This window comes from Lentilactobacillus hilgardii (assembly GCF_009832765.1).
GTDB classification, from domain to species: Bacteria; Bacillota; Bacilli; order Lactobacillales; family Lactobacillaceae; genus Lentilactobacillus; species Lentilactobacillus hilgardii.
The window spans coordinates 2,718,688-2,739,111 of record NZ_CP047121.1; the positions used below are offsets into that span (position 1 = coordinate 2,718,688).

The 20,424-nt window shown below is 38.9% G+C and carries 19 protein-coding genes; 9 read left to right on the forward strand and 10 right to left on the reverse strand.

All coding sequences use genetic code 11. The features are described from left to right. Positions 1-439: 439 nt before the first annotated feature. From GQR93_RS12860 to GQR93_RS12870, 3 genes are all read right to left on the reverse strand, one after another. Positions 440-1,411, reverse strand: coding sequence for an AraC family transcriptional regulator (locus tag GQR93_RS12860; protein ID WP_035444694.1), 972 nt, complete (start codon positions 1,409-1,411; stop codon positions 440-442). A 228-nt stretch (positions 1,412-1,639) separates the two neighbouring features. Further along, on the reverse strand, positions 1,640-2,542 hold the full coding sequence (gene gnd / locus GQR93_RS12865; protein ID WP_003553213.1) for a phosphogluconate dehydrogenase (NAD(+)-dependent, decarboxylating): 903 nt from the start codon (positions 2,540-2,542) through the stop codon (positions 1,640-1,642). Between the two features lie 219 nt (positions 2,543-2,761). Further along, positions 2,762-5,371 carry a YfhO family protein gene (locus GQR93_RS12870; RefSeq protein WP_035444641.1) on the reverse strand — a complete coding sequence of 870 codons (2,610 nt, stop codon included), beginning with the start codon at positions 5,369-5,371 and terminating at the stop codon, positions 2,762-2,764. Between the two features lie 422 nt (positions 5,372-5,793). Here GQR93_RS12870 and GQR93_RS12875 point away from each other — a divergent pair, with 422 nt between their 5' ends. Then, positions 5,794-6,699 (forward strand): GH25 family lysozyme, encoded by a 906-nt coding sequence (locus GQR93_RS12875; RefSeq protein WP_003553209.1) that lies wholly within the window; start codon positions 5,794-5,796, stop codon positions 6,697-6,699. Positions 6,700-6,734: 35 nt separating this feature from the next. Further along, positions 6,735-7,238 (forward strand): C40 family peptidase, encoded by a 504-nt coding sequence (locus tag GQR93_RS12880; protein WP_003553208.1) that lies wholly within the window; start codon positions 6,735-6,737, stop codon positions 7,236-7,238. A gap of 90 nt (positions 7,239-7,328) precedes the next feature. Here the strand turns inward: GQR93_RS12880 and GQR93_RS12885 are convergent, their stop codons facing one another. Next, complete coding sequence (locus tag GQR93_RS12885) at positions 7,329-7,754, reverse strand: OsmC family protein (protein WP_003553207.1); 426 nt, start codon at positions 7,752-7,754, stop codon at positions 7,329-7,331. 235 nt (positions 7,755-7,989) lie between these two features. Between GQR93_RS12885 and GQR93_RS12890 the strand changes: the two genes are divergently transcribed. After that, complete coding sequence (locus GQR93_RS12890) at positions 7,990-9,177, forward strand: MDR family MFS transporter (RefSeq protein ID WP_035444640.1); 1,188 nt, start codon at positions 7,990-7,992, stop codon at positions 9,175-9,177. 13 nt (positions 9,178-9,190) lie between these two features. Further along, a complete protein-coding gene (locus GQR93_RS12895; protein ID WP_003553204.1) occupies positions 9,191-9,382 on the forward strand; it encodes a hypothetical protein in 192 nt (63 codons plus the stop codon). Positions 9,383-9,442: 60 nt separating this feature from the next. On the opposite strand, the gene GQR93_RS12900 is transcribed toward GQR93_RS12895, so the two are convergent. Continuing rightward, the gene (locus GQR93_RS12900) at positions 9,443-10,855 is read right to left on the reverse strand and encodes an APC family permease (protein ID WP_003553203.1); all 1,413 of its coding nucleotides are present in this window, start codon (positions 10,853-10,855) and stop codon (positions 9,443-9,445) included. 165 nt (positions 10,856-11,020) lie between these two features. Between GQR93_RS12900 and GQR93_RS12905 the strand changes: the two genes are divergently transcribed. Continuing rightward, positions 11,021-11,599, forward strand: a complete 579-nt coding sequence (locus GQR93_RS12905; protein WP_003553201.1) for a TMEM175 family protein — start codon at positions 11,021-11,023, stop codon at positions 11,597-11,599. A 92-nt stretch (positions 11,600-11,691) separates the two neighbouring features. On the opposite strand, the gene GQR93_RS12910 is transcribed toward GQR93_RS12905, so the two are convergent. Together GQR93_RS12910 and GQR93_RS12915 are read right to left on the reverse strand one after the other, a co-directional pair. Next, positions 11,692-13,017, reverse strand: a complete 1,326-nt coding sequence (locus GQR93_RS12910) for a sensor histidine kinase (RefSeq protein ID WP_003553199.1) — start codon at positions 13,015-13,017, stop codon at positions 11,692-11,694. Positions 13,018-13,350: 333 nt separating this feature from the next. Then, on the reverse strand, positions 13,351-13,716 hold the full coding sequence (locus GQR93_RS12915; RefSeq protein ID WP_223801544.1) for an iron-sulfur cluster biosynthesis family protein: 366 nt from the start codon (positions 13,714-13,716) through the stop codon (positions 13,351-13,353). Between the two features lie 135 nt (positions 13,717-13,851). On the opposite strand from GQR93_RS12915, the gene GQR93_RS12920 reads away from it, so the two are divergent. Then, positions 13,852-14,826 carry an NADP-dependent oxidoreductase gene (locus tag GQR93_RS12920; RefSeq protein WP_003553194.1) on the forward strand — a complete coding sequence of 325 codons (975 nt, stop codon included), beginning with the start codon at positions 13,852-13,854 and terminating at the stop codon, positions 14,824-14,826. A gap of 239 nt (positions 14,827-15,065) precedes the next feature. Here the strand turns inward: GQR93_RS12920 and GQR93_RS12925 are convergent, their stop codons facing one another. From GQR93_RS12925 to GQR93_RS12935, 3 genes are all read right to left on the reverse strand, one after another. After that, on the reverse strand, positions 15,066-15,602 hold the full coding sequence (locus tag GQR93_RS12925) for a hypothetical protein (protein WP_159298805.1): 537 nt from the start codon (positions 15,600-15,602) through the stop codon (positions 15,066-15,068). 10 nt (positions 15,603-15,612) lie between these two features. Continuing rightward, positions 15,613-16,050 carry a hypothetical protein gene (locus GQR93_RS12930; protein WP_003553190.1) on the reverse strand — a complete coding sequence of 146 codons (438 nt, stop codon included), beginning with the start codon at positions 16,048-16,050 and terminating at the stop codon, positions 15,613-15,615. A gap of 95 nt (positions 16,051-16,145) precedes the next feature. Continuing rightward, positions 16,146-17,156 carry a lipoate--protein ligase gene (locus GQR93_RS12935; protein ID WP_035444639.1) on the reverse strand — a complete coding sequence of 337 codons (1,011 nt, stop codon included), beginning with the start codon at positions 17,154-17,156 and terminating at the stop codon, positions 16,146-16,148. A 172-nt stretch (positions 17,157-17,328) separates the two neighbouring features. Between GQR93_RS12935 and GQR93_RS12940 the strand changes: the two genes are divergently transcribed. From GQR93_RS12940 to GQR93_RS12950, 3 genes are all read left to right on the forward strand, one after another. Then, positions 17,329-17,799, forward strand: coding sequence for a universal stress protein (locus GQR93_RS12940; RefSeq protein ID WP_003553186.1), 471 nt, complete (start codon positions 17,329-17,331; stop codon positions 17,797-17,799). Between the two features lie 92 nt (positions 17,800-17,891). After that, positions 17,892-18,800 (forward strand): RluA family pseudouridine synthase, encoded by a 909-nt coding sequence (locus tag GQR93_RS12945; protein ID WP_003553184.1) that lies wholly within the window; start codon positions 17,892-17,894, stop codon positions 18,798-18,800. Positions 18,801-18,893: 93 nt separating this feature from the next. After that, positions 18,894-20,360, forward strand: coding sequence for an amidase (locus GQR93_RS12950; protein WP_159298806.1), 1,467 nt, complete (start codon positions 18,894-18,896; stop codon positions 20,358-20,360). Positions 20,361-20,424: the final 64 nt, after the last annotated feature.

The following is a 20,424-nucleotide window of genomic DNA, read 5'->3' on the forward strand; positions in this document are numbered from 1 at the left end:
GGATAACTTGTGAAATTAAAAAGGACAAGAAACCGTTTCCAACATTTTGCCTCTCCTTTACATATCCATAAGGAACGCCTACCGTGCCAGGGGTTACAATTAAATCGTATTTTAAGACTGTCAAAATAAAATATGTAGATTTGATACTATTGGTAAGTAAATATGAGCTTGATTTCACAAATATATTCAATTTTAGTAAAAAGTGGATTATTACTTTAATGTTTTACTTTAGTTTTCTCGTACTAAGTAAAACATTGTTATATCAACTGTCAAGCATGGCATTCTTCTAAATAGCCAAAAATTTGTTTAACATAAATATCGCCTCATTTTCATCACTGACATATTACTTTTAAATAATTAGTTAATACACAAAAACAGCAGTTTACAGGTCTCAATACTTGACCATTAAACTGCTGCTTGATTAGTTGGACATAAATCTTCATCGATTACTTCCAGGCGTTTTCTGATAATAGCCCATGTATTTCCTGTAAAAAAAGGCTTTGTTGCGAATTCCAACCCGTTTCATCACTTCGGAAACCGGCAATGCGGTCGAAGTCAGGAGTATATGAGCATTTAACATTCGCTGCTTATTCAGAGTTTCTGAAAAGGTCGTTCCGGTTTCTCGTTTGAATACGTTGCTAAGATAATTACGATTATATTTATATTTAACGGCCAATTTTTCAAGGGATACCGTTTGAAAATCACTATCAATATCTTGCAAAATTTCCAAAACTAGTTGCTGTGATTTTGAAGCCGGCTTTTTAACCTTAACATGGTAATTTCGGACTAATTGGGCAATTAGTATTGACATATAGCCACTAATCATCGTATCTGCGAACTGTCTTTGGAGATAGTACTCATCAATAATTCGATCTAACGTATCCTGAACTTCATCAACTTGGGCATGAGAAAACAACAAGTGATGAATATCCCCTCTTCCACCAAGCTTCCGATCCAATAGAAATTCATAAAAAACACTTTGACTACTTCTTAATCCATTCAATAATTCCAAGTTAATATCCCGATCACGAAAAAGAATATTAATAAGCAAATCATTTGTCCCAAGGTACCCGATCGAATGGCGACTGCCAATATCCATTAAAAGAATATCCCCGGTATCCAGATGAACCTTCTCACCATCCACAACCTCATCACAGGACCCCCGAAGCATATAATTGATCTCAAAGAATGTGTGAGAATGTTCCGGATAAGGCGCATAACGATTATGCTTACTCACGTATATTCGCTTATTCCTGAAAAAATGGTCGTTCAAAACCGGTGCATGGTCTTTCTCTGATAAAGCAGGATCAAAAGCATCGATTGGGATGTCATCATGAACTTCAAAACTTTTTAACTGTTCTTTTTCAACCGGCGTTGTCTTCATTAATTTATTTAATATGGCATCAAGCATTGTGGTATCTCCAATCACACTAATAATAAAGCTAGTATAAAGGCTTTTTTGTGTAAACGCTAACATATAATACAATCCTTTTTGGATTAACACTTTTGATGACCCCAAAATGAAGCTAAGACAAAAGTCAGCTTTTGCTCGATAGTAATCGTGGTGACATTAAAAAGAGCCAAGACAAAATTACTTTTGTCTCAGCCCTACTTAAAATCTATTTTTTATTTTAGATCATTACTTTTTCATATCCATTGCATGGCCACCAAATCCGTGACGCAATGCTGAAACAACTTTACCGGTAAAGGTATCTTGTTCCATTGAACGGTTACGTGCAAATAATGAGTCAGTAATAACCGGAACCGGAATACCTTGCTTGAGGGCTTCTTGAACAGTCCACTTTCCTTCGCCTGATGAGAACATTTTACCGCTGATCTCATCCAGGTTAGCATCTTTAGCAAAGGCTTCTTGAGCTAATTCCATGAGCCAGCCACGAATAACTGAACCATTTACCCAAACTTTGGCAACAGCTTCGTTATCATAGTCATAAGGACTGTGATCCAAAACATCGTAGCCTTCACCGATAGCTTCCATCATACCGTATTCGATACCGTTATGAACCATCTTCAAATAGTGACCTGAGCCTGGTTTGCCGGTGTAAAGATAACCATCTTTTTGTGAAATACCTTCAAATAATGGTTTCAAATGTTCGAATGCTTCGGCACTGGTACCACCAATCATAAAGTTACCACCGTTCAAGGCACCATTTTTACCGCCTGAAGTACCGCAGTCGAAGAAGTTAACACCCTTTTCTTCAGCGATTTTCCCATGACGAATTGAATCTTCATAGAATGAGTTACCACCATCAATTAAGTAGTCACCCTTTGAAAGCAAGCCAACAAGTGCTTGAACAGTTGAATCCGTTGGCTTACCAGCTGGAACCATAATCCAAACAGTGCGAGGTGCATCCAATTTGTTGACAAGATCTTCATTGCTTGAAGCTGGTGTTGCCCCGGCTTCTTGAGCAAGTTTGATGTTATCTTCATTTAAATCAAACGCAACAACTTCGTTTCCGTTACGGATCATGTTCTTAACAAGATTAAGACCCATTTTTCCGAGACCAATCATACCAATTTGCATAAGTAATCGTACCTCTTTCGTCTAATATACTAGTTTCTTATTACCCTTTACGAGAATTATTATATAATCTGAAAAGAATTTTCGCAAGTGTTATGCGTAAATTTTTTTCATAATTTTCGATAATTGTGTAAATTCATTTTAAAAAAGATCGTTGAAGCCCACAAATCAATATTTATAAATGATATTTCAGCATAATAACAATGTAAATTTTTTTATGAATTAATGTAAATGTTTTACAAAGTTTACCCGCTTTTTCCGCCACCATTCCGAAATAGCCAATAATGCCATCCCTAAGATACTAATTAACATCCCAACTCCCAATCCTCTGATGTGGTAGTTAAATGCCAAATGGTGTTTACCAGGTGACAGTTCGGCTCCTACTAGTCCATCTGCAACTTTAATCACTTTATGAGGTTTCCCATCGACCGAAAGCTTCCATCCCTTATCATACGGGAAACTCATTAGCAATGTCCGATCCCTTTTAGAAACTTGAACTGTCCCCCGAAAATGTCCACCATGTTTGTTAATGTCCCTTGCATCCCTTAACTCAAACTGATGATTTTTAGATTGTGCGACAACTGATTCAAATTCCTTCAAATCAATTCCCATTGCAATTTTCGGTACCACAGGCAAAGGCTTGGTAGATTGAACCCGAATAGTAGCCGTTTGACCCTTTAGTAAATAACCAATCGGAATCATTTCTGTCCCAAGCCCACTATAGGTATTGGAAAGCTTGGCACCATTTACCCAAATAGCCACATGGTATAACCTGACTTTAGGAATATAAATGTAGTGCGGACCACTTGTATTGGCTTGGAGCTGCATTTCATAATGGTAGTTACTGCGTACGACTGCCTGTTTATATTTAGTAATGGTCGGCCGGTAGAGGTATCGACCCTTGTTCCCAGCCTCAGCCTGAACCAAAGCATTAAGATTGTTAAAGATCTGATCACGTTTATATGTTACATGTTGAATTTGATTATTCGTCATAAATCCAAGTTGAGCTGCGTTTTTTCTCACAAGTAATTTCTGTGAGTGCTTTCCAATAACATAATAATATTTAATGCCAAATAAATGATTGGTAATGACCGAACCGCCCAGCATATCAATTCGTCGAATATTGCGGCTTGAAAAGCCAAGGCTGGCCAACACATGATGCGTATGGGAATTTAATGTCGAACTATATGAACTAATGCCATGATTTTCAAAGAGTAACGAATCATTGTATCCACTATAGGGAACTTGATAAATATTTCGATACGGCTGATCCATGATCAACAGCCGATAAAATTTGTTTTGTGTCAATTTCAACTGACGAACATGGTGAATTGCCTGCTCGGATTGTTGGTACCGCTTTTCAAATTGCTGTTGATTGACGAATGGTGCGTCCATCGTTGCAACAAAGAAGTTCATCATTAATTCAAAAATCAAAATCCCCGATAAAACAACCCTGCTTGAAGGTTTGCGGTTGGTTAACGATACAATTGCCACGACTGTTAGAATCAAGAACCCCATAGCTAATACATAAATGAAATTATTAACAGAAAGCTGTGGCGTTGAAAATTCAAATTGGGTTAGTCTTTTGCCAAAGATGTTTGCCCAGATATAACCAACTGAAATCGCCACGCCGAGTGCAACAGCCGAGAATACCACGACTCTGGTTTCCTTAAAAATCCCTTTCAAATAACCCTCATATGCAACCATAATCAATGCAAAACTAAACAGAAAGACCATTCGAAACGGAAACCCAGCCGGGCGCTGGAAAAGGTGCCAAATTGTATTTAACGGAAGCAGCCACATTCCCAAAAGGATGCTGCCAAGTAAAAATGCAGAAGCTTGTTTATCCCGACTGGAAACCGCTTTAGAGAAAAAGTACACTATGCCAAGAATAATAAAGACTGATCCTGTAAACATACTCGGATTATGAAACAGCCGACCTGCAAAATCATTTCCACCAAATCCTAGATTAACAGTAAAGCTTGGCCCAAATGTTCCCTTCAGAATAAAATTCCGGAAATGGATATCCTTTTTCCCAGTGGACATCATTGAAATTGCGGTTGGAATCAGAACTACCGCAGCCAGCATGCCGGAAAGCACCGAATACCACAGGAAACGTCCAATCTTATTCACCTGACTTTTTAAATATAAGGTAAATGTCATCTTGTTTGGTTGATTTTTAGTCATCAAATAAACAAAATAAATCATGCTGAATATACAAATAATATAACCCATGTAGTAGTTAGTCATAATAATTGCAGTTAATCCGAAGACATAAAGCCAGACCTTGTTTTGCTTATAAAGCTTTTCAAGCCCATAAATCATAATTGGCAGAAGTATTAGGGAATCCAACCACATCAGGTCATAGAAATACATCGAAACAAAACCGCATAGCCCATAAGCCAAGCCACCACAAATCGCCATAAAATCATACCGTTGATATTTATGGCCCAAAAAGGTACTCATTGAAATGCTGCAAAGTATGATCTTTGCCCAAATAATCAAATCAATTGCAATAGGTAATTGAGACGGATCAAAGAAAATCACAATCAAATTAAGCGGGCTTAACAAGTAATACGCATAGACAGGTATTAGGCTGTCACCAATCGAGATCAGAAACGAGTAGCTGGAAAATGAAAGATGTATTAATTGCCGCCTTAATTCGGCAAAAAACTGTAGGTATTGTGTCGAAAGATCGCTAATCAATAAATTTCTGGATCCAAAGGGTGCAATACTGATGATTGTAAATAAAAGACTCACTACAATAATAGGCAGTAAGATTGAAATGATGTCATACCTCATGCGAGGATGTTTTCGAGTTCCCTTTAACATAACTTATAATCTCTCCAAATATCACTTTTTTATTTAATACACTTATCTTCCCTTTTTTAAACCAAAATCCTACTTAGTATAACCTACTCAAATTTTATATACGCAAAAATAAGTATTTTTTTACCAACAATTATTAATTTGGTTCAAATATTACGCTTAACCACCTTAACTTGTAATATTCGGCCTAATTTTTTGGTTTTCGATTGCTTTTTTACTGTTTTTCCGGTGATTAACGAGAAAAAGAAACCTTCTTTTTCTCATTTTAGTTTCCGAACATTGCCATTGGTTCGCGTTATATCAATAACCAATAGGTGTGAAGAAAGTGTGAAATTGATGTTTAATATTTATGAAACAATCTTGAGACTGTTATGTAGCATTCTTCTCTTATACTATTCCTTGTAGTTTTAAAGGAGGACTATTCGATGACTCTTAATTTTAAAAAAATAGCCGGCCTGTTTATGGGTGCCCTGGCAGCTTTCACTATTTGCACTTCCGTAAGTGCAAGCAAAACAAAAATTGCCGATGTTTCTCAATATCAGGGAAATATTAATTGGAGCAAGGCATCCAAGGATCTGAAATATGCCATTATCCGGGTGCAACATGGTGATACCGGTGATGCCGATTTTCGGATCGACTCGAAACGTAACATCAACGCTTCAGGTGCTAAAAAGTACGGCATTCCATTTGGTCAGTACGGATACGCAGAATTCAGCAGCGTTGCCGATGCAAAAAAAGAAGCGAAAGACTTTTATAATCGTTCCAATGCCAGTGCCAGATTCTATGTATTAGACAACGAGCACAGAAAAGGCAAAGGCTCCGAACAGTCCTACGTCAACGCATGGTTAAGCCAAATGAGAAAATTAACCAACAAACCGTTAATTTATTACTCATATGATAACTATGTTGCCGTTCACAAAATTAATTATTCAAAATTCGATGGTTCATGGATTGCCAATTATTCTAAGAAGCCAACCGCTTCCGCCGATCTTTGGCAGTATACATCCAAAGGACGTGTCAGCGGCATTAGTGGAAACGTCGATTTAAGCAAAGCCATCAATTCTTCAGTTGTTGACTCTTGGTTTAAAGCAACATCCGCTGATACGGCAAAACCAACGTATTATACGTCGGTTCCAGCAGACCAAACAATTACAACTACTCGTCACATTTACGAGTATAAAGATGCTAATTTTCAAAGTCGAATAACTAAGCTGGCTTCCGGAAAAAGCCTTCCGGTTAAAGCTATTACTCGTTCGAACAGCGGTGCTTACAGGTTTCAATTAACAAACGGAAACTTCGTAACTGCCAACAAAGCATTTGTCTCAGATTAAATCATAAATATTGCAAATAGAAGGGAATTATTGTCGTGTCTCACAGTCATAGAAATATCAAATCAGCTTTAAAACCATTTTTGTTAATCGTTGCATTGTTCAGTTTCGCAGTTACCGCTTTTTCATTTGCACAAGAAGCAAATGCCGATAGCACAGACGAACCGCATTATTCAACAGTCTACAAGGAAGCCAAAAAGCATTTGGGTACCAGTTATGTTTATGGTGCCGTTGGTCCAACCCACTTTGATTGCTCAGGGTTTACTAAATATGTTTATAAAAAATCTATCGGAAAATCATTACCAAGAACTGCACAAGCACAATATAACGGTACAAAAAAGGTTTCAAAGAAAAATATTCAAAAAGGTGATTTGGTATACTTCGGCTCAAGCAAGTCAAGTATTTCCCATGTTGGCATGTATATAGGCAACGGTCGCATGATTGACTCACAAAATCGTGGTGTTGTGACGGAACAGGTTTATGCACCTTGGTGGCATGTCGTGGGCTTTTCACACCCAACCGACTTATCATACGATGATTAATCTATTAGTCTTATAACATTAAAAGCGGGAATTCAGAAAAATCTGAGTTTCCGCTTTTAATGTTATCTTGGCATTAATATCGATTAAAGTTTAAAAACTGAATTTATCAACAACTTCAAAAGTGACATTTTCATTTGCCTTTAATAATTTAGCAACCGGACACTGATTTAATGCTTCATCAACCATCTGTTGTCCCTGTTGATTATCCAATTTGTTAAAGAAAATCTGACAACGGACAATAAACTTATAGCCAACCGTATCCTTCACAATATCAACACCGGTATGAATAATACTATCAGGTTCAAGTTTGTGCTGACGTTCTACGATACCAATTGTAGCGTTAAAACAGGTACTTAACGCGAAACCAATGAATTGTTCAGGGTTTGTTCCCGGACTGTTTAATAATGAACTGCTGACACCCAGTGCCAAACCTTCATTACCATGAACATAACTTTGACCTACCAATCCATGTTCGTTAACAATTTCAGTATGATAAAGTGATCCATCTACAGCCATATTAAAATCCCTCCAGTTATCTTAAACCAATTCCATACATTGATAAGCTGCACAAAATAACAATTATTTCTGCAGCTCCTGACGCATTTACAACTTAATCTTATGTTATTTACAAATGGAAGTCCATCAAACAGCACTGTAAAATGATAACGCTTACCTTAATGATTAAACTAACTAACCACTTGGATTTTTGATAAACTGGTTAGTAGAACTTTTTTTAAACGGAGGTGAAAATATGAAAACAATCAGCCTTAAATGGCTAGTAACCGGTGCACTTTTAAGTAGTGTCGGAATGAGCTTTATTTGGCCGCTCACCAGTGTTTATTTGCATAATCGCTTGGGTGTTTCGTTAACAACGGTTGGCATTGTCCTATTATTCAACTCGCTGGCAAGCGTCTTGGGAAGCTATATAGGCGGTTACCTATACGACAGGAAGAATCCTTATCACCTGATAGTTGGCGGCGTTATTGCGACTACAGTGACGCTTATTGCACTGATTTTCTTTCATGGCTGGCCCGTATTCGGCTTTCTACTCTTCTTTAACGGTCTGGCTTCTGGATGGAATCTCACAATCGTCAATTCAATTGGAACCAGTATTAAAACGGTCGATAGCCGTTACGTCTTTAACATGCTGTATTTTGCCCAAAATCTAGGCGTTGTTATTGGTACTTCGCTGGTTGGCTACCTTTACAGCATTAGTGTCACGTTGCTCTTTGTCGTTGCAACAAGTTTATTTCTATTCTTTTTACTTGTTGTTTCAACTAAATATAAACCAGCAGCTTCTGTCCAACGCAAGAAAATTGGAGATGGTGTAAAAACAAACTGGTCCAAACAATCCCTTCCACGACCAAACGCCATTGTTTTAACAACCTTTTTCATCTCATTACTGATTATTTGGACGATGTATCAGCAGTGGGTCTCAAACTTATCTGTCTACATGACCACCTTGGGTATTCCGCTTAGAAACTACTCTTTTCTTTGGACAATCAATGCCGGTTTGATTGTTGTCATCCAGCTTTTTATCAACTGGCTTGCCCGAGATCACGAAAATCTGATTGTTCAGATTCTTTTTGGTGTTTCAATGATTGTCCTTTCATTTGTTATGCTCATCTTTGCCAAAAGTTATCCCTTCTTTGTCATATCAATGATTATTTTAACAATTGGTGAGGCATCTACTTTCCCGACTATTCCTGCCTTGGTTAACGCCCTGACTCCCGTTGAGGCAAAAGGAAAGTACCAGGGACTTATTAACGCATGGTCCTCCGCAGGTCGCGCATTGGGACCACTTTTTGGCGGTTTGGTGATTGAATTACAATCATATACATCTTTGTTTATCATCGCAACAATAGCTATTTTGGCTGTCTGGCTGAGTATCATCCTGATTTGGCGTATCTTTCATCACCAGCTCACCTTTTATAGATAAAGGAGAAAATTAATTGATCATTAACCTCTTACTTTGCCTGCTCATTGCGTTATTTGGTGCTTTTATCGGTGTTGTTGCAGAGAGCCACTGGCATTTCCGGCAACTGGATTTTCAGCATTTTACCCGTTACTTACTTGTATCTGGATCAATTTGTTTGATAACGATTGCCATTCTCTTATTTGAATACTTCTCGGCAGCATATTAAAAAAGTCCCTGAGTAGACTGATTCACTACTCAGAGACTCCTTTACTTTTATGGCACAGGCTTAAACTTCTCGATCCTTATTAATCTTACTATGTCTAATGCCATAGCTGAAGTATAAGATTAATCCGATCACAAACCAGATTCCCGATGCAACCCAGGTTTCTGTCGGAAGTTTTGTCAGCATATATAGGCAAAGCAGTGCCGATACAATTGGAAATACAGGATAACCGGGAACTTGGTAACCATGATTATTTTGAATTTCTTTGTTGCGCCTTAACGGAATGATACCAAATGACACAAACAAGAAAGCAATCAACGTTCCGATATTAACCAAATTGGTCAATTGGTCAAGTGGAATAAAACCACCCATAATCGCAATAATAATGGTCACAATTAATAAACTATTACCCGGATTTCCATGTTTATTAAGCTTGCCCAGAAATTGGGGCAATAAGCCATCACGGCCAATCGAATAAATCAATCGGGATGAACTATAAATCATCGTCACCATCATTGTAAACATCCCAGCCAATGCTCCGATTGAAATAATTCCGGCCACCCAATTCAAATTAACAAATTGAAGTGCAAAGGCAACCGGATCGGCTACATTTAACTTGGTATACGAAACCATTCCTGTCAGCACAATTGACACACCAACATATAAAATTGTTGCAACGATTAAAGTTCCGATAATACCGATTGGCATATTCTTCTTGGGATTTTTAACCTCGGCAGCCGAACTGGATACCGCATCAAAACCCAAATAAGCAAAGAATACCGCGGCTGCCCCGCCAAAGACACCACCTTTACTGCTACTCCAACCATATGGTAAAAACGGATGCCAATTTGATGGCTTAACGTAGAATAGTCCGACAACAATAAATAGTAAGATAATGCCGATCTTAACAAATACGATAACATTGTTTACCCGTACCGAAGATCTCATACCGTGGCTCAACATCCAAGAAATCAATAGTACAATAATAATGGCAATAACATTTCCATATGTTCCCGCAGATGGGTTAAATGGTCCGGAAATGGCTGTTGGAAAATTAATGTGAAATCCCTTTAAAAATGATTGGAAGTAAGCCCCCCAGGCACTGGAGACTGCCGCAACGGCCAGTACATATTCCAAAATCAAGGCCCAGCCAAGAACCCAACCGATAATCTCGCCAAAAACCAGGTTACCGTACGAGTAGGCACTTCCGGCGACTGGAAGTGCCGATGCAAATTCGGCATAACACATCGCTGATGTTGAACAAACAACTGCGGCAAAAATGAATGACAGAATAATGCCGGGACCCGCTTTGGTAGCGGCCACAGTTCCCGGAAGAATAAAAATACCGGTACCGATAACGGCACCAATTCCTAATGAAATCAGATCAAGTGCCGACATTGTTTTAATAAACTTTTTATCGGTTTCAAGATAACGATCCAAATTTTCACGCTGGAAAATTCTTGAACCTAATGACATAAAATTAGCCTCCAAATAATATTAACAATTCATTAGAATTATTATTCCATTTTAACTTTTTGAGCATCAAAAATCAATTTAGGACTCATCTATTGTATGCTGAATATGAAGACTTATGCTAACGTTATTGGGCTAATTAAATGATATATTAAGGGGGAATCATTCATGGGGAAAGGCCGCCTGGAAGCTTTTACAGATGCCATCATTCCAATCATTATGACGGTGTTGGTCTTGGAATTACAAACACCTCGTCGATACTCGTGGGAGGGACTATGGGAAATGCGTCAGGAATTACTCACCTACGCAATTTCGTTCTTCCTACTCGCCATTGTATGGGGAAACCATCATCACATGTTTCAAGTGGTAAAAAGAATTAACGGAAACGTTATCTGGGCAAATACACTTTTGGTATTTTTCTTATCATTTATCCCGTTTGCCACTTCAATCGTAAACGATGATCCAAACAGTCTTTTTGGATCACAACTTTATACACTACTTTTTATCTGTATTAACCTGGCATGGAATTTTTTAAGGGTTGCATTACTACATGCCGATAAACATAATGACGTTTTAGTGGGATCGTTAAAACACGAACCTAAAAGCCTCATCACATTAGGTGCCTTCATCATTGTCTTCCTGCTTTCTTTTGTATGGCACGAATTTGGTATGATAGGAACCTTCCTGGTCATGATGATTTGGTTGATGCCATATAAGAGAATTGAAAATGCTTTTCATAATTTCTAAAAACAATAAAACGAGTGATTGGAATAAAATCAATTTTTATCCTAATCACTCGTTTTATTGTCGACTAGTGCTACTTCAAAACACATGCCTAATTACTTTAAAATTGGAATCATCATTTGAAAAATGGTGCCACGAGGATGATTATCCCGAACGTCAATTTTTCCATGATGCTGCTGCACAATAAATTTAGCGATTGCCAACCCTAAACCATTACCACCCGTTTTACTATTTCTCGATTCGTCGACTCGGTAAAATCTTTCAAAAATTTGGGTCTTATCTTTATCACTAATGCCCGTACCTGTATCACTTACAGAGATAATCAACTTTCCATGCTGCTTTTTAATCAGCACCTCAATCACGCCTCCTTCGGGCGTATATTTAAGTGCGTTGTCCAAAATAATAACAAGGGCCTGACGCATCAGATCAGGATCAAAAACCACTTCACCAGACACGAGAACATCGCTTCTCAACGTTTTGTGCCGGCTTTCAGCAAGTGGTTGATAAATATTAAAAATTCGTCTTGACCATTCCTTTAAATCAACCGATTGACGCTGAATTTGAATGATATTGGCATCCCCGCGTGACAGCATCAACAATCGCTTAATTAACGTCTGCATTTGCCCAACCTCATCCAAGGTAGTCGAAATACTTGAAGCTTCATCCAGAATCCTCTTTTTAGGTTTCGTCAATAAGTATTCCATTTGATTTTGAATAACAGTAATAGGCGTTCTCAACTCATGGGCCGCGTCGGCACTGAATTCACGTTGCTTCTTCCATGAAATCAGGATTGGCCTCATACTTAGCCTGGATAAAACATATGCAATCGCAATTGCCAATGCCCAGAAAATCAATAGTGTGATAAATAATGATCTTTTAAAACTTTCGACCGCCAGAAGGTCTGCATCGATATTCTGCAGAATCAATACATATTTCCCCGAATAAGTGGTGTTCGTATTCGTATGCGGTACTTTTATCAGTAATGTCATAAAATAATGATTCGACTGTTTGGTCCCAAACTGCGTCGTAATGACCAAACCTTTAACTTTATTGATATTTTTCTTAACAAGCTTTATTCCCTGAAAAGCGCTGAAAGCACCCTGTCCAATCATTCCTGCGTTCTCAATCCGCCCACTGCTGCTAAAGATCAGCGCATTTGTCCGAAAGGTTGCATTATTTGTGGGTGGAGGCGTAGATCGTGCTCGATAAGGATGGATACTATCCCCACCGGTTGACGATTTCCGCTGACTTCGCAGAATCTCTGTTTTTTGGCCGTACAATCCTGAGTTAATATTTTTATCAATTGAATCTTTAAAAGATAAATAGATGATGCCGCCTAAAATGGCAAACAAAGCCGTAAAACTAACCAGCTCGTTAATGAAAAACTTAACCCATTGTTTTTTTGTTGCATTCTGAACCATTCTTAGCAAAGTCCCCCAGTTTAAGCATTCTCTGCCTTATTTCTTATAGAGTGACGTTAGTTTAGCAGAGGAAGCTTAAACCAAACTTAATGTCAATATTGCCGGCAGACAAACGAGCTGGACGCATAACAGTTGAATTTCAAAAGCCATGTGACTTAGTCGTTTATTGTGGATCCAGGAATGTTCTGGTAATCAGTTTAAGTATCCAAAAACGACTTTCAAGTACCTATTTCTTAGTAACCGTCATGATGGCCGAAAAGGAGTTGGAACAAGGTTAAGTTTTGCTCCAACTCCTTTTATAATCAAAAGCGTGTCATTTCATTTGTTATTTAATTAATTTTTAAATGCGACGTTCTGTTTGGTTAAATCCTTAATTGCAACGCTTCCATCTAAAATACCGCTTTCGCCGGATAACACGAGTTGATTGTTTTTAACGTCTAATTTCATATCATTATCTAAATAAATGTTGGAATAACCCTTAAATCTCCAATCACCTTGATTAGTATGCAAGACAGCCTCATAATCCGGCGTCTTAGCTTCATTATCGACAGCAATAATATCAAAGCTCGTATCCAGTGAGCAAACACCCACTTTTGAAAACGGTCCAACCCCATCATCGAAGCTTAAGAGTAAACGGCTATCATGGGGTACTTTTTTGTTAAGTTTATCCGATGCACGATCAGTAATTGTTAATTTCATTTCAACACCTCCACTACTATAAATCATACACGCATATCAGTCTTTGTCAATTGAGTTGTACACAATTTTAATAGTTACTCATTCCATTTTCAGATAACTATCTGTTTCTAAGCGTTTCTTCTCGTGATACCATAAGTGAGAGGTGAGAAAATGACAAACACAGAAAAAATGGATGCAATTGTAATTAATGCTTATGGTGATGAAAATCAACTAACTGAGCAACAAATCGATATACCGTCAATTAAAAATAATGACTTATTAGTAAAAGTTCAAAGTATTGGTGTCAACCCCATCGATTGGAAGACCAGAATGGGCTTGCGTCAAAGTCGCTACCCTTTTGATTTCCCAATTGTTTTAGGACAGGAAATGGCAGGAACCGTCGTTAAGGTCGGCAAAGAAGTCTCCGGGTTTAAAGTTAATGATGAAGTGATCGGTTATGGCACACCCAGCAACCGTGGTACCTATGCGCAATACTACGCAATAAACGCGGATCAGACCGCTCATAAGCCTGAAAACCTGTCATTTGAGGAAGCAGCTGGCTTGGGATTAGCTGGGACAACAGCTTGGGAGGCCATTTTTGATGCTGGACAACTAAAAGCTGATCAAACAGTTCTGATTCTCGCCGGTTCCGGTGGTGTCGGCTTAATGGCAATCCAGTTAGCCAAAAACGCCGGTGCGCACGTTGTGACAACAACAAGCAGTAAGAATGCCGACTATGTTAAAAGCCTTGGTGCCGATGAAGTCATTGATTATAACAAAGACGATTTTTCAACTCGTTTGTCCAATATTGACCTAGTCTTTGATACCCTTGGTGGTGACAATCAAAAAGCAGCTTTTAAAGTTGTAAGGCCTGGTGGCCGACTGATTTCAATTGTTGAAACAACCGATCAGGCAAAAGCTTTAGGCAATCAATATGGTGTTTATTTTGATAAAATTAATGCCCATCCGGATAAAAAAATAATGGCAAAACTCGCTGACATGTTCGGATCAGGAAAACTAGTTGTCCGGGTTGCTGAAAATTTACCTTTCACAGTTGAAAACGTCCGTAAGATGCATCTAGAAAGTGAATCTGGACATGTTGTTGGAAAACTAGTATTAAACATTAATTAAGATACAAAAAAGGCCAACTGATTTCTCAGTTGACCTTTTTTACGGTACTCATACAAAGTATGAATAGACTTCTTGGACTCCACAATCCTCTGAAGTCAGACACCACAAATCCGTGCTTAAAATGTGCCCCGTATCTAAAAACATCACCTAGCCGCTTGCGCGAACAGTATAAAACTGCGTGATCTTTCTCGACTCATCGCATAATGCCATTATGCCACATTTACCCGGCAAACACAAACCTACTTCTTCTGAGCAGTCTTTCTAGCCTTTGCAGCAGGCTTCTTTGCTTTTTCCTTCTTCTCATCTGCTTCTTTTTCGGCTTGTGTCTTCATATTTTCCTGAACGGCCGCCAAATGATCAGCCAACCACGAATTCATCATTGGTAAATAATGATCCATGTCTTCGATGAACTCATCCGCAGAAGCAACTTCATCGATACGCAAACTGGAAACATTTACATATGGAGAGCTCATAACCAAATAAACGTTGACAGGTAATGTATCTTCATCAGAAATCATTTTATCAATTCGCTTAATATCTTGCAGTGGTAAATTAATGAGGTTTGTTTCCAATCTAATGTTCACGTCTGCGTCATCAACCTGAACCTCACCATAACCAAGCTTACCAAGATTCAATTGTTCCTCAACAAATTCATAAATTGGTGCCATTGTCTCATCAGGTTTTGCCACCAAATCAGCCAATTTAATATTGACTGTTTTATGTTCGACCTTTTCGTCCGTCACATCAGCAATGAAACTTGTTACATCTCTATTCAAATTCTTTCACCTATTTCTTTAATTGTTTATTCTGATTAAGTCGTTTTTCCAATGATTCCCGTTGGAAAATGGCACGTAGCTTAAAGGCTAATATAAACCAATAAAAGTTCACGATAATGCCAAATGCACTCAATGCCGCCATCACTAATTTAACAATTATATTAGCGCTGCTCCCCGTAAACATTGTTGCCAGCATTCCAACAAAGCCGACTGTATAAATAGCAACAACGACCGCCATTAAATAGTAACTGATTTTCACTTTCAAATAAGCTAATAAAATCGTTGCAAGATAAAACACACCTGCAATGATCGTTACCCTAACTGCCTCAGAAAGTAAAACCCGTCGATCAAGTCGCATAAAATCAAGAGTCATTAACCAATTGACCAGTAAAAAGAAAACTAATGAAATAACTGCCCAATAAATGACTTTTTTCTCTTCGTTTTTCAACTATATCCTCCAATAATTCCAACAAAAAAAGATAAACTCGTATTGTAGAATTTATCTTCTATACTATCAATGTTAGTTTAACGTATTTGCAAGCTTTAGAAAAGCATATCCAGGAAATCTTCTTCCGGAATACCCGTGAAGTATTGATTCAAGTCAACATCTTTAAGCGCATTTGAAACATCTGCCCGTTCGAAACGAACACCTTTCAGCTTGTCGGCAAGTTCGTTTGTATCCCTTGGTCCAAAGAAATCGCCAAAAAATGTGACGTTTGAAATTTTTCCGTCATCAACTTGGAAACGAGCGTCGATGGTACCATTTGTGAAATGTTGACGCTTCTTAACGGTAAACTCGGGAGAATTACCATAAACCCAGTTCCAGTTATTATAGACATCATCAAAAATCTTATCAATGCCCTTTTTATCTTCATCAGTTAAATGATATTCCTTATCTTTGATTTGATTCAAATCTTCAACATGGAAGAGTTCCTTTAACAAACGGTCACGGAACTCGGGAGTCGTTAGGTTTTGATATTCAGGTGCCAAATATGGCTTTAAATTGGTTACCCGTGATCGAACTGATTTAATTCCCTTAGATTTAATTTTATCCTCAGGAACGGTCAAGGCATTAGGAATCACTGATAAATCAACGTCCAGCATCAAAGTACCGTGTGAAAATGTCTTACCGCCCTTAGTGTACATCGCATTTCCAGAGAACTTCTTGCCATCGACCAAAATATCATTTCGACCGCTGACTTCCGCAGAAGTAGCCCCCATATCATGCAATGCATCAACAACCGGTTGGACAAAGGACTTAAAATCACCAAATTCTTCGCTGTCACTGTCTACCACAAAACTAAAGCAAAGGTTTCCCAAGTCTTGATAAACAGCACCACCACCGGAAAGTCGACGGGTAACGACAATACCGTGTTCATCAACATACTTCTTGTTGATTTCTTCAAGCGTATTCTGGTTTCTTCCTACAATAATACATGGACCTTCAATATAAAACAGTAACAACGGTTCATCAAAATTAATTTCATTCATCAAATATTGCTCTGTAGCTAAGTTGCGACGAATATCGTTGGACTTCATGACGTAGTAATACATAACGAGAATAGCCTCTTTTCATTTTTTCTTTCACAAGATAATGTTAGCACCTCAGGTAAGCGATTACAATCACAAGTGACAATCCGTGCTATCAACCAAATGATTATTGATTACAAGCCGGCTTGAGAATGTTATAGTTAAGGTAAGAACAAATCGATGACGGGGTGATCACATGGAAGACCAAAATTACAAGAATGTCCTAGTACCAGTAGACGGTTCGGCCGTTACGAGTTCAGTGCTCAATCGCGCAATTGCCGTTGCATTGGCAAATGATGCCCACCTGGATATTTTAAATATTCTGGAGGTTAATCAATTTAATCAAACATACGGTAGTGCTGTAAGCGGTGACGTGGTTTTCAAACTAACTGAAAATACTGAAGATAAGCTCAAAGAAATGAAACAAAAAGCATTGGCTGCGGGTGTTAAAGATGTTGATATTCACATTCGGTTTGGTAATCCCAAACCGATTATCTCACGTGAATTTCCGCATGATCACCATACTGATGTCATTGTAATCGGCTCAACCGGTCTCAGCGCGGTTGAAAGATTGATTATCGGATCCGTTACAAGTTACGTAACACGAACTGCTCTATGTGATGTTTTAATTGTGCGCTCAAAAAACGATCCAAAGCAGCCAAAATGATAAGAATATAATTTAAAAAGGGAACCGGACCAGGTACAGCTTAATATACCGCAAGTCCGATTCTCTTTTATTGTAAAATAAGGACTGATTCAATGAACACTCAATGGCTTTTTAAGACGACTGTTCCTCAAACAATGGATGGCAAACCGTTACGCTATCTTCTTCATCATTACTGGTTGTTGCCGAAACACTTGGTTTTTAGTTTGCGTTCTGATGAACGAATTTTGGTCAACAATCGATACTTACCAGTTAATTTTCCTGTTCATTTTCATGATCACATTTCGTTAACCTTTATTCCTTCTGATTTTCAGCATCCCTTCCCACAAGTACTGCCCGATTCAGCAGCCACGTTAAAAATCCTCTATGAAGATGCCAATTTAATCGTTATCAATAAGCGCCGGGGCAATAAGACCCATCCAAATCAACCCGGCGAAGTTGGTGCAACTATTAATCATTTGGCGGCTTATCTTAAGACAAAGGGGATGCTTCCCTACATGGTTCATCGCTTGGATCAGGAAACAAGTGGTGCTATTTTATTTGCTAAAAATCCGGCGGTCGTACCAACTCTAGTCGCAAAGATTGCGGCTAAAAACATTAAACGTACCTATTTGGCATGGGTAGTGGGAACTGACATTGATTCCCAAGGTATCATAGACTTTCCAATCGGACTCGATCCTAATGATAAACGAAAACGCATGATAGATGGGAGCCATCCTGCAAAATCCCTGACACATTATACTGTTCTTCAGAAGGAGGACGGCTATTCACTGTTGGCAGTTCAACTGGAAACCGGTCGAACTCACCAGATCCGTGTTCATTTAGCCGCAATTGGCCATCCGCTAGTTGGTGATCCGCTATACAATCCTGATGATAAGCACCCATTCTTGTTGCTGCATTCATGGAAGCTTAAAATTCCGCTCCCCTTCAGTGAACAGGTCATTGAAATCACCGCCCCTTTACCGGCACATTTTGACGATTTCAAATTGTCACTTTTGACATGAACAAGCCGATTAGTTGTCCATACTACCTGCAATTATCAGCAAGGTCTCTTATACTTAATCTATACGGATGTCATTTATAAGGAGGTTTCACCAATGGTAAATAATCTACTAGCAACCAACTCTGCTACCCAGTTGACAAATTTGATTCATAATCATCAAATTTCCCGAGCAGACCTGCTCCAGCAATTATTAGACACAATTGAAGAACAAAATCCGCGGCTAAACGCTGTTACGCACCTGTGGCCCGAGCGCGCCCGACAAATGGTCACTCATTTTAAAGATGACGGGCAGCCCTTTGCCGGTATCCCAATTCTTTTAAAGGGGCTCGGTCAATCCTTTAAAGGCGAAATTGATTCAGGAAGCTCTCAATTATTACGAGATTACATTGCCCCCGAAACTAATAATTTCGTAAAGGGATTGTTGTCAGCAGGATTAATTCCGGTTGGTGAAACAAATGCACCGGAATTTGGATTTAAAAACATTACCGACTCCAAGCTCTATGGTAATGCCCATAATCCGTGGAATACCGATTATCAGCCCGGTGGCTCTTCCGGAGGCTCTGCTGCTGCGGTCGGGGATGGCTGGCTCCCTATTGCAGCTGGGAACGACGGGGGTGGTTCCATTCGAATCCCATCCTCCTTCTCTGGCACAATCGGATTAAAGCCCACTCGCGGTCGTGTTCCTACTGGTCCCGACGAGTGGCGGGGATGGCAAGGTGCATCAATTAATTTTGCAATCACTAAAGATATTCAAGATACAGCCAAATTATTGGATGCCTTATCGGTTGTCCAAATGTCTGCACCCTTTCAGGTCCCCTTGCCGGAACATGATTTTGAAAGCACATTAAATGAGCTCCCTAAAAATCTTAAAATTGCCTTTTCAACTAAATCTCCGGTCAACACTCCCATTTCTAACGAAGCAAAAAGAGCCGTTAGTAATGCCGTTGATTTCTTAGAAAAAGCCGGTTACGACATTATTGAAGCTGACGCGCCAATTGATGGCATTCAATTAATGCAAACTTACTACACGATGAATGCCGGTGAAACGGCCACGATGTTCGCAAATATGGATCTCGACAGCCAAACTATTCATGATAATGTTGAGCCACTTACATGGGCATTAAATGTAGCCGGGGAATCAGTCTCAGCTGTCGCCTACAGTCAGGCACTGGCGTTTTGGGATCAGGTTGCAGCCACAATGGATACTTTTAGTGATCAATATGACCTTTATTTAACGCCAACGACGGCTTTTCAAGCACCCCAAGTTGACCAACAGCTTGTTTCTGATCAAAATATGGAAAAGCTGATAAACATAAGGGAATTTGAACCTAATGAACGCTTACAAATCATCTGGGATCAGTGGCTACCGGCACTAACCATTTCACCTTTTACTCAATTAGCAAATATCAGTGGTCAGCCCGCAATTAGTTTACCGACATACGTTGGCAATAACGGGCTTCCACTCGGAATCCAATTTATGGCAAAAAAGGGACGCGAAGATTTACTGCTTCAAATTGGACGACTTTTTGAAAAAGCCGGTACATTTAAACTAAAGCATTAGTGTTTGTTGATAACTATGTATAGCAAAGAGGACGGAAAACTTAAAGTTTTCCGTCCTCTTTTGG

Bases quoted from the DNA above. Each gene is read 5' to 3' on its own strand.
- GQR93_RS12885 (WP_003553207.1), bottom strand. From the start codon at position 7,754: ATGGCTGTAGATGGATCACTTTATCATACTGAAATTGTTAACGAACAT.
- GQR93_RS12940 (WP_003553186.1), top strand. From the start codon at position 17,329: ATGGAAGACCAAAATTACAAGAATGTCCTAGTACCAGTAGACGGTTCG.
- GQR93_RS12905 (WP_003553201.1), top strand. From the start codon at position 11,021: ATGGGGAAAGGCCGCCTGGAAGCTTTTACAGATGCCATCATTCCAATC.
- GQR93_RS12860 (WP_035444694.1), bottom strand. From the start codon at position 1,411: ATGCTTGATGCCATATTAAATAAATTAATGAAGACAACGCCGGTTGAA.
- GQR93_RS12945 (WP_003553184.1), top strand. From the start codon at position 17,892: ATGAACACTCAATGGCTTTTTAAGACGACTGTTCCTCAAACAATGGAT.
- GQR93_RS12890 (WP_035444640.1), top strand. From the start codon at position 7,990: ATGAAAACAATCAGCCTTAAATGGCTAGTAACCGGTGCACTTTTAAGT.
- GQR93_RS12915 (WP_223801544.1), bottom strand. From the start codon at position 13,716: ATGAAATTAACAATTACTGATCGTGCATCGGATAAACTTAACAAAAAA.
- GQR93_RS12870 (WP_035444641.1), bottom strand. From the start codon at position 5,371: ATGTTAAAGGGAACTCGAAAACATCCTCGCATGAGGTATGACATCATT.
- GQR93_RS12950 (WP_159298806.1), top strand. From the start codon at position 18,894: ATGGTAAATAATCTACTAGCAACCAACTCTGCTACCCAGTTGACAAAT.
- GQR93_RS12875 (WP_003553209.1), top strand. From the start codon at position 5,794: ATGACTCTTAATTTTAAAAAAATAGCCGGCCTGTTTATGGGTGCCCTG.
- GQR93_RS12910 (WP_003553199.1), bottom strand. From the start codon at position 13,017: ATGGTTCAGAATGCAACAAAAAAACAATGGGTTAAGTTTTTCATTAAC.
- GQR93_RS12935 (WP_035444639.1), bottom strand. From the start codon at position 17,156: ATGTATTACTACGTCATGAAGTCCAACGATATTCGTCGCAACTTAGCT.
- GQR93_RS12900 (WP_003553203.1), bottom strand. From the start codon at position 10,855: ATGTCATTAGGTTCAAGAATTTTCCAGCGTGAAAATTTGGATCGTTAT.
- gnd (WP_003553213.1), bottom strand. From the start codon at position 2,542: ATGCAAATTGGTATGATTGGTCTCGGAAAAATGGGTCTTAATCTTGTT.